The 15,037-nt window shown below is 67.1% G+C and carries 12 protein-coding genes; 7 read left to right on the top strand and 5 right to left on the bottom strand.

Annotated elements, in window-relative coordinates; all coding sequences use genetic code 11:
• The first annotated feature begins 73 nt into the window (after positions 1-73).
• The 3 genes from G9E11_RS16115 (at position 74) to G9E11_RS16105 (ending at position 3,346) form a co-directional block, all read left to right on the top strand.
• Positions 74-841 carry an SDR family NAD(P)-dependent oxidoreductase gene (locus G9E11_RS16115; protein ID WP_190607531.1) on the top strand — a complete coding sequence of 256 codons (768 nt, stop codon included), beginning with the start codon at positions 74-76 and terminating at the stop codon, positions 839-841.
• 207 nt (positions 842-1,048) lie between these two features.
• On the top strand, positions 1,049-2,452 hold the full coding sequence (locus G9E11_RS16110) for an MFS transporter (RefSeq protein WP_190607529.1): 1,404 nt from the start codon (positions 1,049-1,051) through the stop codon (positions 2,450-2,452).
• Between the two features lie 57 nt (positions 2,453-2,509).
• Positions 2,510-3,346: a triose-phosphate isomerase family protein gene (locus G9E11_RS16105; RefSeq protein ID WP_311764390.1), complete on the top strand. Its 837-nt coding sequence runs from the start codon at positions 2,510-2,512 to the stop codon at positions 3,344-3,346.
• Here the strand turns inward: G9E11_RS16105 and G9E11_RS16100 are convergent.
• Positions 3,343-3,639: a hypothetical protein gene (locus G9E11_RS16100; RefSeq protein WP_102973246.1), complete on the bottom strand. Its 297-nt coding sequence runs from the start codon at positions 3,637-3,639 to the stop codon at positions 3,343-3,345. The two genes, G9E11_RS16105 and G9E11_RS16100, sit on opposite strands and share 4 nt — an antisense overlap.
• A 262-nt stretch (positions 3,640-3,901) precedes the next feature.
• Between G9E11_RS16100 and G9E11_RS16095 the strand changes: the two genes are divergently transcribed.
• The 3 genes from G9E11_RS16095 to G9E11_RS16085 all read left to right on the top strand — a co-directional run bounded on the left by G9E11_RS16095 (position 3,902) and on the right by G9E11_RS16085 (position 8,886).
• Positions 3,902-6,430 carry a Tex family protein gene (locus G9E11_RS16095; protein WP_311764409.1) on the top strand — a complete coding sequence of 843 codons (2,529 nt, stop codon included), beginning with the start codon at positions 3,902-3,904 and terminating at the stop codon, positions 6,428-6,430.
• 74 nt (positions 6,431-6,504) lie between these two features.
• Positions 6,505-8,454, top strand: a complete 1,950-nt coding sequence (locus G9E11_RS16090) for a gamma-glutamyltransferase family protein (RefSeq protein ID WP_190607524.1) — start codon at positions 6,505-6,507, stop codon at positions 8,452-8,454.
• A 111-nt stretch (positions 8,455-8,565) separates the two neighbouring features.
• Positions 8,566-8,886 carry a hypothetical protein gene (locus G9E11_RS16085; protein WP_190607521.1) on the top strand — a complete coding sequence of 107 codons (321 nt, stop codon included), beginning with the start codon at positions 8,566-8,568 and terminating at the stop codon, positions 8,884-8,886.
• A gap of 150 nt (positions 8,887-9,036) precedes the next feature.
• Here G9E11_RS16085 and G9E11_RS16080 read toward each other — a convergent pair whose 3' ends face one another.
• From G9E11_RS16080 to G9E11_RS16070, 3 genes are all read right to left on the bottom strand, one after another.
• Complete coding sequence (locus G9E11_RS16080; RefSeq protein WP_190607519.1) at positions 9,037-11,307, bottom strand: DUF222 domain-containing protein; 2,271 nt, start codon at positions 11,305-11,307, stop codon at positions 9,037-9,039.
• A 134-nt stretch (positions 11,308-11,441) separates the two neighbouring features.
• Positions 11,442-12,302 carry an NAD-dependent epimerase/dehydratase family protein gene (locus G9E11_RS16075; protein WP_190607516.1) on the bottom strand — a complete coding sequence of 287 codons (861 nt, stop codon included), beginning with the start codon at positions 12,300-12,302 and terminating at the stop codon, positions 11,442-11,444.
• Between the two features lie 8 nt (positions 12,303-12,310).
• A complete protein-coding gene (locus G9E11_RS16070) occupies positions 12,311-13,303 on the bottom strand; it encodes an MSMEG_6728 family protein (RefSeq protein WP_190607514.1) in 993 nt (330 codons plus the stop codon).
• 166 nt (positions 13,304-13,469) lie between these two features.
• Here G9E11_RS16070 and G9E11_RS16065 point away from each other — a divergent pair, with 166 nt between their 5' ends.
• Positions 13,470-14,096 (top strand): hypothetical protein, encoded by a 627-nt coding sequence (locus G9E11_RS16065; RefSeq protein WP_190607512.1) that lies wholly within the window; start codon positions 13,470-13,472, stop codon positions 14,094-14,096.
• A 193-nt stretch (positions 14,097-14,289) separates the two neighbouring features.
• Here the strand turns inward: G9E11_RS16065 and G9E11_RS16060 are convergent, their stop codons facing one another.
• Entirely contained in the window at positions 14,290-15,015 is a 726-nt protein-coding gene (locus G9E11_RS16060) for a transglycosylase family protein (protein WP_190607509.1), read from the bottom strand.
• Between the last annotated feature and the right edge of the window lie 22 nt (positions 15,016-15,037).

The following is a 15,037-nucleotide window of genomic DNA, read 5'->3' as shown; positions in this document are numbered from 1 at the left end:
GGTGGGCGCTGTCTTCGGGCAGCTGCCCTCCTGTTGTGCTGCCCATTTCACCAACGACTTAGGAAGCACATCCATGAGCACTTTTCCGTCCGAGCGCACGGCCATCGTCACCGGTGCCGTCTCGGAACGCGGCATCGGCCGGGCCACCGCCAACTACCTTGCAGAGCAGGGCTGGAACATCGGCATCATCGATCTCGACGACGCCCGCTGCCAGGCCACGGCCAAGGAAATCGCCAGCCAGTACGGCGTGAAGGCCCACGGCGTGGGCGCGAACGTCGCGGACGAGGCATCGGTCCGGGCAGCCATTGATTCCATCGAGGCGGAGCTCCCGCAGATCGTGGCCCTGGCCAACGTTGCCGGCGTCAGCTCGCCGGTCCCATACCTGGAACTCGACGCCGCCGAATGGGACCGCGTGCTCAACATCAACCTCAACGGCGTCCACTATGCCACCCGCCGCGTCGCCGAATCCATGGCGAAGAACCGGATCGGCCGCATCGTAAACATCTCCTCCGTCTCCGCCCAGCGCGGCGGCGGGACCTTCTCCAAGACCCCGTACTCCGTGGCGAAGGCCGGTGTGATCGGGCTGACCCGCTCCACGGCCCGCGAACTGGGCGAGTACGACATCACGGTCAACGCCATCTCGCCCGGTCCCATCGACACCGACATCATGGGCGGCACCCTCAGCCAGGAACGCAAGGACGAACTCGTTCGGGACCTCGTGGTCAACCGGGTCGGTTCCACGCGGGACATCGCCGCAGCCATCGCCTTCCTCATCAGCGAGGACGCCGGATACATCTCCGGCCAGACGCTGAATGTGGATGGCGGCCTCTACATGCACTAGGAAGGACACCCATGCTTCGCACCTGGACCAGGGAACGCAAGATCTACCTCGCCATCGGCATCCTTGCCAGCCTTGCCGGCGTACTGCTCATCGCATTGTCGCTCTGAGAATTTCGCTCTAACAACCTGATTACCGGACCAGTTCATTCCAGAACCGGCCCGTTCGCTCTGCCCGGATTTGCTCACTTTTACTCAAAGAGGAGTTTGAATGACTGTCATCAAACCATCCACCACGAAGGAGCTGCTGGACTCGCCGGTCCTCAAATCGGCCATCTCCAAGGCATCCTTCCGGCTCATGCCAATGCTCGTCATCCTGTACGTCGTGGCGTTCCTGGACCGCACCAACGTGGGTTTCTCCGAAGCAGCCCTGGGAGTCGACAAGGGCATCAGCGCCGGTGCCTTCGCCCTCGGCGCCGGTATCTTCTTCATCGGCTACGCCCTGTTTGAAATCCCCAGCAACCTGCTCCTGACCAAGTTCGGCGCGAAGGTCTGGCTGGCCCGCATTGCCATCACGTGGGGCATCGTGTCCGCCTGCTTCGCCTTCGTTCAGGGCGAGACCTCGTTCATCATCCTGCGGTTCCTGCTGGGCGTGACCGAGGCGGGGCTCTTCCCGGGCGTCATCATGTTCCTCGCCGCCTGGTTCCCGAACAAGGTCCGCGTCAAGATGTTCGCCATCTTCTACCTGGCACAGCCGTTCTCCCAGATGATGGGCGCCCCGCTGTCCGGCTGGCTGATCAACATCGGCGACCAGGTTCCCGGTGTCCAGGGCTGGCAGGTCATGTTCTTCGTCGAGGGCATGCTCGCCGTGCTGGCCGGCGTCGCCGCCTTCTTCTTCCTGATCAACAGCCCGCAGGACGCCAAGTTCCTCAACAAGGACGAGAAGAAGGCGCTGCTGGACGTCATGGCCCTGGAAGACACCGTCAAGGAAGAGACCGGTCCGCGCGGTGTGCTCGCCGCCATGAAGAACGGCAAGGTCTGGTACTTCACGGTCATCTACTTCTGCCTCCAGATCGCCGTCTATGGCGTGACCTTCTACCTGCCGCAGCAGGTGGCGCAGCTGACCGGGCAGAAGGTAGGCCTCGCCGTCGGACTCATGGCCGCCATCCCGTGGTTCTTCGGCATCTTCGCCTGCTACTTCATCGGCAAGGCCGCCAACACCGTGGTCCGGCGCCGGGTCTGGGGCACCGGGCTGTTCATTTCCACCGGCCTGTGCATCTTCGGTTCCGCCTGGGCCGGTGCCAACCACCTCCCCGCGCTGGGAATCGTGTTCATCACCCTCGCGGTGTGCAGCTTCCTCTCCATCGGCCCCATCGCCTGGTCCTATCCGACGGCGTTCCTCACCGGAACTGCCGCGGCGGCTGGCATCGGTCTCATCAACTCGCTGGGCAACCTGGGCGGCTTCGTGGCCCCGATCCTGCGGACCACCGTCAACCAGGTGACCGCCTCGGACACCGGCACCATGGGCGTCTACGCACTGGGTGTGCTGCCGTTCCTCGCCGCGGTCATGATGATCGGTACCCGGAAGTTCAAGAACAAGGCCGACGACCTGCTCGAAACCAGCGCCAACGCAACGGCTGGCACTGCCAAAGATCAGGCACCGCTGGAAAAGTAGTCAGCAGCACGCACAGGCGCAGCACCCCCTAGTAACCCAGCAAAGGCAGGAAATCCCGTGACCCAGCTCAGCCAGGCCATCGAAGACCCCGCCACGATTTTCGTCGGCGTCAGCACCAAGATGTACCTGGGCTACCGGGACAGCCTGCGCTGGCTGGATGAACTGCGCCAACAGGCGGACGCCCGCCCGGCCCTCGTGGCCGGGCGGGTGGTCCCGTTCGTGATTCCGTCCTTTCCTATGCTGCCGGCGGCAGGGGAGATCATTGCCGGGTCGCCGCTGGTGTTGGGTGCCCAGAACTGCGGCTGGGCCGACGGCCCATGGACGGGTGAGGTCTCGCCGTCGCTGCTCGCCGAGCTGGGCGTCGGACTCGTGGAAATCGGGCACGCCGAGCGGCGCCGGCACTTCTGTGAGGACGACGCCATGATCGCGCTCAAGGTCAGGGCGGCCGACGACGCCAGCCTCACCCCGCTGCTGTGCGTGGGGGAGGAGTCGCGCGGCCCGGAAACCACCCCGAACAGCGGAGCAGCCGACACCGGCAGTACTGCCGGTGCGGAAGGCGCCGCCCGGTTCGTCTACGGACAGATCGAATCCGCGGTCGGCGGCGACTGGGACCTTGCCTCCCGGCTGGTCATCGCCTATGAACCCGTCTGGGCCATCGGCGCCGCCGAGCCTGCCAGCGCGGAGTACGTGTCCGCCGCCGTACGCATTTTGCGGGAGCTGCTCGGTGCCCACGGGCTGCAGCACCTTTCCGTCATCTATGGCGGCTCCGCGAAACCCGGCCTGCTGCCCACACTAAACGGGGTGTCCGGGCTGTTCCTCGGCCGGTTCGCGCACGACGCCGCTAACTTCGGCAAAGTGCTGGACGAAGCACTGTCACTGGCGGAGGCAGGCTAGAGGAACGCCTCGCGGCCCGTCCCTTCGCTGAGCACGAGTTCGCCGTCCTCAATGGACACCAGGAGGCTCCGAGGCCTGCCGTGGAGTTTCATTTCCGCGCTGAGATTGCGGCTGGTGACTTCGACCCCCACCGTTGCGCCTTTTGCGGGGAGTTCAACGGAGACTTCCTCGGCCATGCCCAACAGCTCCCGGGTGGTGACATCGCGGTCGTACCGGGCCTCCTTGCCGTTGACAGTGATGGCCACCTCATCCTCGTTGAAGCCGTCCTGAAGAATGATGAGCAATTCCTGCATGATGCGCCGCCTCAGTCGATGACCCCCAATGCATAAAGTCACTACATCACTTAAGGGCGGTTGTGGGTAGTGCGGTTTGCTCCGTCCGCCGGCCCGTGATCGCCCCGGATCCGGGCGCGTAGGGCAAAATGTTCTGGTGACCCAACAGCCGCAGCACCCCGCCACGCCCACGCCCGCCTCCGCCGCCGGGACAAAGCCGAAGGACACTCCTCCCGCGTCCGGGCCGGCCGGCGGCCCTGCCGCCAACGATGTTGCCGCCCGAATAGCGGAACAGATTGCCGCCGAGCTCGGCGTGAAAGCCTGGCAGGTGAAGGCAGCCGTGGACCTGCTCGACGGCGGGTCAACGGTTCCGTTCATCGCCCGCTACCGCAAGGAAGCTACCGGAACGCTCGACGACGGCCAGCTCCGCGAGCTCGACGAGCGCCTGCGCTACCTCCGCGAACTCGAGGACCGCCGTCGTGCTGTCCTGGAGGCGATCGCCGCACAGGGGAAGCTGACCCCGGAACTGCAGGCCGCCGTCGTGGCCGCCGATACGAAGTCCCGCCTCGAGGACATCTACCTGCCCTTTAAGTCCAAGCGGCGCACCAAGGCGCAGATCGCCCGCGAGGCCGGGTTGGAGCCGCTCGCGGACGCACTGCTCAAGCGCCCGGAACTTGACCCCGAACGCGAGGCCGCCAAGTACCTGAACGCGGAGCACGCCGTCGACGACGCCGCTGCGGCGCTCGCCGGCGCCCGCGCCATCCTCGTGGAGCGCGTCGCCCAGGACGCCGACCTGGCCGAGAACCTGCGGGAGCGGCTGTGGACGCAGGGCCGGATGGTGTCCCGAGTGAAGAAGGGCAAGGAATCCGAGGGGCAGAAGTTCGCGGATTACTTCGAGTTCTCGCAGGCGCCGTCGGGAATGCCGTCGCACCGCGTGCTGGCGCTGCTGCGCGGTGAGAAGGACGGGGTGCTCGAGCTGGATCTCGCCGAGGCGGAACCGTCCGACGACGACGCCCTCGCCGCTGCGCGCACCCGTTACGAATCCGCCGTGGCCCGGTTCCTCGGGGTCGCCGACCGTGGCCGCCCCGCCGATGCCTGGCTGCTCCAGACCGTGCAGGTGGCGTGGCGTTCCCGGGTTCTTGCGCGGCTGACGGCTGACCTGCGGGGACGGATGTTCGCCGCCGCGGAGGACGAGGCGGTGCGCGTTTTCGCCGCCAACCTGCGGGACGTGCTGCTGGCCGCGCCCGCCGGCAACCGCGCCACCCTTGGCCTGGACCCCGGGCTGCGGACGGGCGTGAAGGTGGCCGTGGTCGACGGAACCGGCAAGGTGGTGGCCACGGACACCGTGTACCCGCACGCTCCGGCCCGCAAGTGGAACGAGGCGCTGGCGACGCTGACCCGGCTGGCGCGGCAGCACGCCGTCGAACTCGTGGCCATTGGCAACGGAACGGCGTCCCGCGAAACGGACAAGCTCGCGGCCGAACTGATCAAGCAGCTCTCGGCGGCTGCCGGCTCCGGGACTGCTGCCGGGGCAGGTGCGGCGGCGGCCGCCGCGCCGCAGAAGCTGGTGGTCTCCGAGGCCGGCGCGTCGGTGTATTCGGCGTCCGCCCTGGCCGCCGCAGAACTTCCCGGCATGGATGTGTCGCTGCGCGGCGCGGTGTCCATTGCCCGCAGGCTGCAGGATCCGCTGGCCGAGCTGGTGAAGATCGATCCGAAATCGATCGGCGTAGGGCAGTATCAGCACGACGTCACGGCCGCGAAGCTGGACCGCAGCCTGGATGCCGTGGTGGAGGACTGCGTGAACGCCGTGGGTGTGGACGTGAACACGGCGTCGCCGGCGCTGCTGAGCCGGGTGGCCGGCGTCGGGCCGCTGCTGAGCGAGAACATCGTGGCGTACCGCAACGAGAATGGGCCGTTCGCCAAGCGCAGCGAGCTGAAGAAGGTGCCGCGGCTGGGCGCCAAGGCGTTCGAGCAGTGTGCCGGCTTCCTGCGGATCACCGGGGGAGCGGAGCCACTGGACGCGTCCAGCGTGCACCCCGAGGCGTATTCGGTGGCACGGAAAATCCTGACTGCGGCTGGTGCCGGCCGCGGGTCCGGCGCTTCCGGAGGGGCGGCCGGCCTTGCTCCGCTTGCTGATGCCGGGCGGCTGAATCCTGCTGACTTTGTGGACGGCTCGTTCGGGCTCCCCACGGTGCGCGACATCATCGCCGAACTCGAGAAGCCAGGACGCGACCCGCGCCCTGCGTTCAAGGCGGCAGCGTTCTCGGAGGGCATCGAGAAGATCTCGGACCTGTTGCCCGGCATGGTTCTGGAAGGGACTGTCACCAACGTGGCCGCGTTCGGCGCTTTCGTGGACGTGGGGGTTCACCAGGACGGGCTGGTTCACGTGTCCGCCCTCGCGAACCGCTTCGTCGCCGATCCGCGCGAGGTGGTCAAGTCCGGCCAGGTGGTGCGGGTGAAGGTGCTTGAGGCTGATCCGGAGCGGAAGCGCATTTCCCTCACGCTGAGGCTCGACGACGAACCGGCCGCCTCCGGCGAACGGTCCGCTGGGGGCCGGTCGGCTGGGGGACGTTCGGGTGGGGAACGCGCGACTGGTGAACGCGGCGGCCGGGACCGTGACAGCAGCAGGAACCGGTCGGCCACTCCCGGCCAAGCTGGCGGAAAGCCCGGGGCACGCCAGTGGAGTCCTACGCGCCAGGGTGCGGCAGGCCGCGACAGCGGAAAGGGGCAGCCACAGCAGTCCAACCAACGGCCGGCTGAGGCGGATACCGCCATGGCCGAAGCTCTGCGGCGGGCCGGCCTCGGCAAGTAGGCTCCCGCCGGGGGGAGCGTGTCGTGGGCGCCGTATCCCCGAAGCGCCGGAAACCGGTGACTACAGTAGCCCCTATGAGTTTTACGAGGCCGGAGACTTTTACCACCCGTCCTACGCTGCAGGGCACGTTCGGCATGTCCGCCACGACCCACTGGCTCGCCACCGGCACTGCGCAGGCAGTGCTGGAGCGGGGTGGCAACGCGTTCGACGCTGCCACCGCCGCTGCGTTCGTGCTGCATGTGGTGGAACCGCACCTCAACGGGCCCGGCGGTGACATGACCGGCGTCTTCAGTACCGCGGAGGAGCCCGGGAAACCAGTCGTCCTGATGGGCCAAGGCCCGGCTCCGGCGGGGGCGACGGTTCAGCACTTCCGTGCGGAAGGCCTGGAACTGGTGCCCGGTTCAGGTGCACTGGCCGCGGCGGTTCCCGGCGCCGTCGACGCCTGGCTGTTGCTGCTGAGGGACCACGGAACGTGGGAACTGGCGGAGGTCTTGGACTTCGCCATCCGGTACGCCCGCGACGGCCACCCGGTGCTGGCACGCGTCTGCAGTACGATCTCCGCAGTCGCGGGGCTATTCCGGGAGCACTGGCCCACCTCTGCCGACCTGTGGATGCCGGAGGGGCGCATCCCGGAGGAGGGCGAGCTGGTCCGGAATCCGGCGCTTGCCCGGACCCTTCGGAAATTGGTCCAGGCAGGTGCGGGTCTCGGTGAGGCATTCGCCGCAGCGCCGGCGCACACGCGGGAGGAGCGCATCGACGCCGCCCGCAGGGAATGGAGCGAGGGCTTCGTGGCCCGCGCTGTGGCCGAAAGCGTCCATACTCCACACCGTCACTCGTCCGGGACCGACCACCGCGGCGTCATGACGATGGCCGACATGGCCGGCTTCCGCGCGTCGTACGAGGACGCCGCCACGCTCGAGTTCCGCGGCCATACCATCGCCAAGACCGGCCCGTGGGGACAGGGGCCGGTCCTGCTGCAGACGCTCGCGATCCTGGCCGGCTTTGATGACGACCACCTCGACCCGTCCACCGAGCTCGGGGCGCACACCATCCTGGAGGCGCAGAAGCTCGCCCTGGCAGACCGCGAGTCGTACTACGGTGACGCTGATGTTCCACTCGACTATTTGCTGTCGGAGGAGTATGCGGCGTCGCGCCGGGCGCTCATCACGGAAGATGCGTCGCACGACTTCCGTCCGGGCTCCGTTCCCGGGCGCGAACCGTACATTCCCACGCTCCGGACCGAGTACGTCCCGCCTGCGCTGTCGGATGACGACGCCGGGTCGCCCGTCTTGGGAGGTCGTGCCGCACCAGGCCGCGCAGGTTCCGCGGCTGCCGCGGGCGTGGGCGAGCCGACGATCGGTGAACCGTCGCTTGGTGAACGTGGGATCGGCGAACCGGCCCTCTATGAACCTAGCGTGGCGTCCAACGGAGAAACCCGCGGCGACACGTGCCACATCGATGTTGTGGACCGCTGGGGCAACATGGTCTCGGCCACGCCATCCGGCGGCTGGCTACAGTCGTCACCGGCGATTCCTGAACTCGGATTTTGCCTGGGCACACGCTTGCAGATGACGTGGCTTGAGCCCGGAACGCCGTCGACCCTGACGCCAGGTATGCGGCCGCGGACCACACTGACGCCGACGCTGGTGCTGCGCGATGGAGTTGCTGTTTCCGCGGTCGGTTCGCCCGGCGGAGATCAACAGGACCAGTGGCAGTTGCTATACCTGCTGAGGACCATCGTCGGCGGCTACTCTCCGCAACAGGCAATCGACGCGCCGGCGTTCCACACGACGTCGATGCCCGGATCCTTCTGGCCGCGCACCTGGGAGCCGGGCGGCGCCGTCGTCGAGGATCGATTGGGAGATGATGTCATCGCCGGGCTTGAACGGCGGGGACACCGGATCACCAGGGCAGGCGACTGGACGCTGGGACGGCTGTCCGCCGTCGTACGTGATCCACGGACGGGCGTGCTGCAGGGCGCCGCGAACCCTCGGGGTGCGCAGGGATACGCCGCGGGACGGTAGGAGCGAAGCGTTCTTTCGCTAGCGTTCGCGTTGACGGGGCGGTGAACATTTCGTGTCCGCCGACGGCGGGGCGGGGTTTCTGGCGTGACCGTTATCTGGAAGGCTGGGGTCATGAATTACTTCCTGGAGTACACGATTCCCGCTGCCCCCGACGACGCCGAATTCGAGTTTCCGCACGACGAGATTCGACCGTGCACCACTATTCCCCTGTCGGAGACCAATGCCGAGGTAGTCCACACCCCCGAGCTTCCCGCGCGTACCGGAATCATCGGCGCCACCGTGCCCGAGGCGAAGCTCGAGGCCGAGCAGCTCATCACCCACAGCCGCGCGACGGAGGCGTCCCTGTACGAGGACCCCTCGAATTCGCTGCAGGCCGGCGTGGGAACTCTTGTAGCCACCTTCACGGAAGGTAGCGGCTGGCAGGACGCGTAGCGAACGTAGGTCTCGTTCCACCGGAAGCGCTTGGTCCCGAATTGAGGGGCTAGGCGCTTTCGTTTTTGGGTCCGAGGTTCGTGGACCGACTTCCCGGCTGGGCGCAGCGGCGCCCCCCACGGGTCCTGCCCGCCCGAGCCTGCCATCACCTCATGTTTTGTGGTGGTGGTTTTGACGGGGTTGTTGGCGTGGGTCGATGTGGGGTGGGGGGATGAACCAGGGGATGCCGTTTTTGACGTGAATATTCCACTGTTCTTTGTGGATCAGATGGTGGTGGTGGGTGCAGAGGAGGACGCCGTTGTCGGTGCTGGTTGGTCCGCCTCTGGACCAGTAGGTGATGTGGTGGGCTTCGCACCAGGATGCGGGGATGGTGCAGTTGGGGAAGGCGCAGCCTTGGTCGCGGGCGTTGAGGGCTTTGCGGATGTGGGGCGGGAAGATGCGGCTGGTGCGGCCGATGTCGAGGATGCGTCCTTCGGAGCCGAGGAGGACGGGGATGATGTCGGCGTCGCAGGCGATTTTGCGGATGGTGGAGGCGGTGACGGGGCCGGTGTAGGTGAAGGTTCCGCTGCCGGTGGGCCTGTCTGCGGGTGCCCCGAAGCGGGGTGTGGCGAAGATGTCAGTGCCGGACAAGTTGATGCCGGGGAGCGTGCTGACGGGCCGGTTGCCCGTCAGGGCGTCGGGTTCGCTGGTCTGCCGGGGGTCCGTGCCGGTGTCTTCCTGTCCGGGTTCGCTGGCATGCGGCGTCTGCGGGTCGGTTGGCCGGGGCCTGTCTGTTGGGCAGGGGCGGGGGCGGTTTCTGTTGTAGCGGGGGCCTTGGGCGGTTGCGGTTTCGATGCTGTTGAGGAGGTCCCGGTAGCCGACGGTGACCATGACTTGGGGGCGGAGTCCTCCGGTGGTGGGCAGGGTACCGGCGGCGAGGGCTGCCTTGGACGCACCGACGAGGCCGTCGAGGCGTTGTTGGGCGAGGGTGCGGCGGTCCAGGTCCGGTTCCGGGGCGGCGTTGAACACTTGGTCCAGGTCGACAGCGGCGGCGCTGGCACTGTCAGCGCGACCGTCGCCGCAGCCGCCGCCACAGTCGGGGCCGTTGCCTTCGGCGCCTGTGCCAGCCATGCCGTCACCGTCGCTGCCACTATCGCCATCGCTGCTGTCACTCCCGCAGTTGGTGGTGTTTGGTGTGGTGGTGCGGGGGTTGGTGGCGGTGTTCATGACGGTGGTGAGGACTTCGTATTGGTCGGTGGTGGCGCGGATTTCGAGGTGATGGAGGCCGCCTCGTTTGTGGTGGAGGAAGACGCCTTGGCGGTGGCGGAGGTTTTCTTCGGACGGTTCGGTGCCGTCCTGGTCGAGGGCGTCGATCCAGCGGTGGGCGATGCGGGTGAGGAAGTCGTGGTCGTTCTCGATCGCGGTCAGGGTGAGGTCGTGTTCCATTTCGGCGATCAAGCCGGGGTCGGGGATGTGGCGGACTTTGTCCAGGGCCGTGGTGATGATGGTTCCGGCACGGGAGGAGATGGTCCCGGCGGTGAGGGCTGCGGCCGTTTCTTCGCGTTCCGGTGGCATGGGCCGTCCGGCGAGTCCGGTGCGGGGGAGTGTGGCGTTAGCGAGGGCGAGGCGGCGTCGGGCTTCGGGGGTGCTTATCCGGAGCCGATTGCGGAGGAACTGGGCGGTGTTGTGGGCCCCGTCATCGGCCGGGGACCAGGCCACCGCACGGGCAGGGACCGCCGGTGTGGCGGTATCCTCGCTGGCATCACTGTCGCCGCCGGTAGTTGTGGCAATGGACAGAGCAGCGGTGCCTGCCGTGTCGGCTTCGTCCGTGGAGGAGCCTGCGCCGGTCGCTGCAGCGGGTTCGGGTTCGTTGCCCCAGCCTGTGGTCCAGCCGGCCGCGCGGCTGGCGGTTTGGGCGGCGTTTATTGCCTCGGTCCGCGTCCGGTCTACCGCGGCGGCAGCCTGCAGCTGGAGGTATTCGACGCGGCGGGAGAGTTTCTCGGTGAGCTCTGCGAAATCGGCCGCCTGGAGGAAGTTTGCTTCGGCCAACTCGTCCGGCGCCGCCGTGGTCGCGGTGTCCAGCAGCGCCAGGGCCGCCTTCAACTTAGGAGTCGCCGGCGCTGGGGACCCCAGTTCAGTAGCTGCCAGGTCAGTTGATACCGGGCCGGGCGTTTGCGAGCCAAGGGTTGCCGAGCCAAGCGTGGGGAAACCGGCGGCTGCGGGAGCGGTGACGGCGGACGCCAGCCCGGCCCCGAAGCGGTTGGTCGCGGCAAAGCTGGCGGCAGCAACGCCGTCGGACATGTCCTTAATGGGTGTGCCAGAACGGGAGCCGGCGGCGGGAACGCTGCGAAGCCCGCGGCCGCGGAGCAGAGCAGCGGCCCTCAAGCCGGAGACGTCAGTCCCGACCGCGGTATCCGCTCGATCTTCCCCAATCGCTTCCATAGGAAAACTCTCTCAGCGGGGTCTGACATTTTTAGGAGTGAGGAGCGTCACTTCGGACTAAAAGGGAAAAGTTTCTTGAAAAAGTTTTGGCAGCTGGGCCGCTTCCGCCGCATCTCACCCCGCCGCGCATTGAATCAGGGGTGGCGCACGCCCACCCCGGCCAGAATGTGACGGTAGCCCTCACGGAAGGTTGGGTACTTGAACGAAAATCCTGTTTCGCGAAGCAGCACGTTGCTGCACCGCTTGTTACCGCCGCGGGCATCGCCCATGGAGCCCGTCGATGGGACGTCCAACCCCAACTCGGCCGCCAGGAAACGGAGGACGTCGCCCAACTCGGCCGGATCGTTATCCACGCCCAGATAGGCCGGTGACGGCACAGCACTCATGGTGCACAAATGCACGATGGCGCCGGAGGCGTCGTCGCGATGGATGCGGTTCGTGTAGCGCGGCTGGTCCGGAATGACGGCGGCGCCGGTTCGAACCTGGTCGATGAGCCGAGTGCGGCCCGGACCGTAGATGCCGCCAAGCCTGAGCACGATAGGTGACGTCGCGGTCCCGTCGAGCCGCCTCAGCAGGAGCTCCTCGGCCTCTCGCAAAATGCGGCCAGAGAATCCCCCGGGTTCCGGCGTCGTGTTTTCATCGATCCATCCGCCTCCAGCGTCGCCATGCACGGCTGTGGACGAGACGAAAAGGACGCGTTGGGGAGTCACTCTGTCGCGCTCAAGAGCGTCGAGCACATGCGCCACGCCGTTCAGGTACGCGCTTCGGTATGCCTCTTCCGTAGGCGCATCCGCTGCCACAGCAATGACGACGGCGGCGGTGTCCGCCGGGACAGGCGGCAGTTCGGCAGTGCTTAGGTCGGCAGCGGCGCCCTCGATCTCAGCCGGCAGCTTGTCCGGAGAGCGGCGCCAGCCCACCACCCGGTGCCCAGCTGCGGCGAACCGCAGGCCCGCCTCGGTGCCGAGGTCGCCGCAGCCGGCGAGGAGGATAGTCATCCGCGGGCTCAGAGGGCCGGGACCGGGAAGAAGACTCGCGGGTCCTGCAGCAGCGCCGGGTAGTCGAACTCTGACCGGTCGATAATGTCGGTGAGCTGGAAATTGCGGCCGAAGCGCCCGTCGTCGAGTGTGATGGGACGGCCTACGACCATTCCGACGGCAAACCTACTGCCGCCGTCGAACGGCACGGCCACCGGCGATTTTCCGGGAAGCGTCGAGAAGGCTGCCTCCTGGCGCTGCCGCTTACGGGACGGCTTCTTCACCAGTGGCTTGGCCGGAGCCTTCTTGGCCGCCTTGGCTGGCCGGCGCGACGTTTCCTCCTTGTAGACGAATTGGTAGTCGTCGCCGGATTCCCCGGTAGCGCCCGAATCATCGCCGGAAGCACCGGTACCGTCGGCGGAAGCATCGGGACCGTCGCCGGAGGCCGAAGCGGCGCCAGCGGCGGAAGCCGCCCGCCCCACGGCAGGAAGCCCGACCTTGTCCAGCCGCTCGGGGTCGCCGTGGCCGACGTGCTCGCGAAGGATCCAGAGGACGTCGCCCTCGGGATCTTCCGGCAGGAACTCGTGCCTGGGTTCCGGCCAGACGTACTCCAGGCCGTGCTCGGTGCCGGGGAAGACCTCTTCATAGAACCGCGGGTCCTTGCGGATCAGGTTGGAACGGTGGCTCAGGTGCAACTCGGGGTCGCCGAGCCACGGCGGAAGCAGGATCTTGGCTGCGTAGTCAGGGTGCGCGGCCTGCGGGGCAAATTCGCGGATGTTGTCCCGGGTGTTGTCGGCGAAACCGCGTTTGGTCCATTCGTCAACCATCGCCAGGCCATACATGGTGAGCGCGGGAACGTGCCCCATCCACATCCGGATGGCGGGGTGTGACTGCCATCCGTATTCCGGGATGACCAGCGCGCGGAGTGTCTGCAACGCTTCTACGCGCTGTTTGCCCAGCCGGGGCGTGTCCAGCGCGGCCGCGCTTTGCTGGAAATCGGGATAGGGAAGGAAGGTTTGCATCCCTTCAGTCTGCCGTCCTTGGCGCCATGTGCCAATTGAAGTGCCGGGCAGCACAGTCAGCCGTCAAAATGGACTGCCGGGTGTTCACATTGTGGACCTATGCATACGGAAGGTTGATTAATCCACTAAGATATCCGAAACCTCACCAGCGTCTGGAAGCCAACTCATGACTCTTACGTCCCCCGCGCCCCTGTCCTCCGCCCCCGCGGAAGCGAATTCACACGCGTCACAGGAGCCTCAGCTGTTCGTTCCGAAGTACGGCCAGATGCTCGGTGCCGACGCGAACGGGATCCTCGTTCTGGACGAGTTTACGCTTGATCCGGCCGCTGCGCGCAAGGACCAGCACCGTTTCCGCACTGCGCTTGCCTCCGTTGCGCTGACCCTGCGCCGTCTGGTCGCCCTGCGTGTTTTCATCGCAGTGGTGGCTGTCGCCAACCTGCCGCTCTTCCTGATGTCCACCGGCTGGTGGATCTACGCCGTCTCGCTGGCTCTGGTGATCGGCGTCCACGCCGCCGTGAACTGGCTGAACAAGCACGAGCCGCGCGTCAAGCAGCGCCACGAGCTCGAACTGCACCTGCACCGCGAACGCAGCGACAACTACCGCAAGGTGCGCGACGCCGTGAAATTCGTCGTCGACAGCCCTGCCCGCGTCAACGAGCACCTCTACCTTGAGCTGCTGCACGCCAAGCGCGTTGCCCTGCACCTCGCATCGGGTACTGTCGCCCTCCTCGACACCAGCGACGACGCCGCCTGGAAGGTGCGCATCGTCCGGGAACTCCCCGCCGCGGCCTAAAGCCGAATACTGAGGCTTCCAGCCCTCTCACGCTGTAGGCAATTAATTACGACGCCGGGCGTCCCCACTCAGGGGGCGCCCGGCGTCGTCGTTGGTGGAGCCGTACAAAACGAAACCGGGCGGCCCCTCGAGAGGGACCGCCCGGCGTCGAGCTTTAATGCAGTCGCTCTAAGCGGACCGACCAGCCAGATTATTAGGCAGGCAGCTGCAGGACCTGGCCCACGTACACCAGGTCAGGGTCGCTAATGGTGTCGGTGTTGGCGTCAGCGAGCTGCTGCCAGCCGCCCTGGATGCCGAGCTTCTGAGCGATCTTGCTCAGGGTGTCGCCTTCCTGGACCGTGTAGGTCTGGCCGCTCACGGCGACTGCGGCAGCATGGCGGGCCTGGACCGGTGCCTGGACCGGAACTTCGGCGGCCACCGGGGCCTGTGCCACGGGAGCTGTCTGAGCCGGCGCTGTCTGAGCCGGCGCCGTCTGAACCGGTGCCGTCTGAACCGGAGCCTGGACGGGTGCAACATGGACCGGCGCGCTCTGGGGCAGGATCTGCGGTGCAGGAGCGCCACCGCCGCCGTTCAGGCCCAGCTTGGCGGAGCAGGCGGGCCATGCGCCCCAGCCCTGGCTGGCCTGGACCTTTTCGGCCACGGCGATCTGCTGCGCGCGGGAGGCGCCCTGGGGGGAGCCGGTTCCGCCGAAGGCAGCCCAGGTCTGCGGCGTGAACTGCAGGCCGCCGGAGAAGCCGTTGCCTGTGTTGGTGGACCAGTTGCCGCCACTCTCACACTGGGCGAGGGCGTCCCAGGTGGAGGCGCTGGCGGTAGGCGTGGCCGCGTTGGCGGCCGTGGCAGAGAGCGCCAGGGTTGCTGCGGAAACGGCGGCCAGGGTGACTCCACGGCGCGCGGCAGTACTGAATGTCGACTTTTTCATTATTGGGATGCTCCTGAGGCCA

It is taken from the genome of Arthrobacter ipis, from assembly GCF_014694315.1.
GTDB lineage: Bacteria > Actinomycetota > Actinomycetes > Actinomycetales > Micrococcaceae > Arthrobacter > Arthrobacter ipis.
Note: the sequence above shows the minus strand (reverse complement) of the source record. Positions and strands in the feature narration are given on the sequence as shown.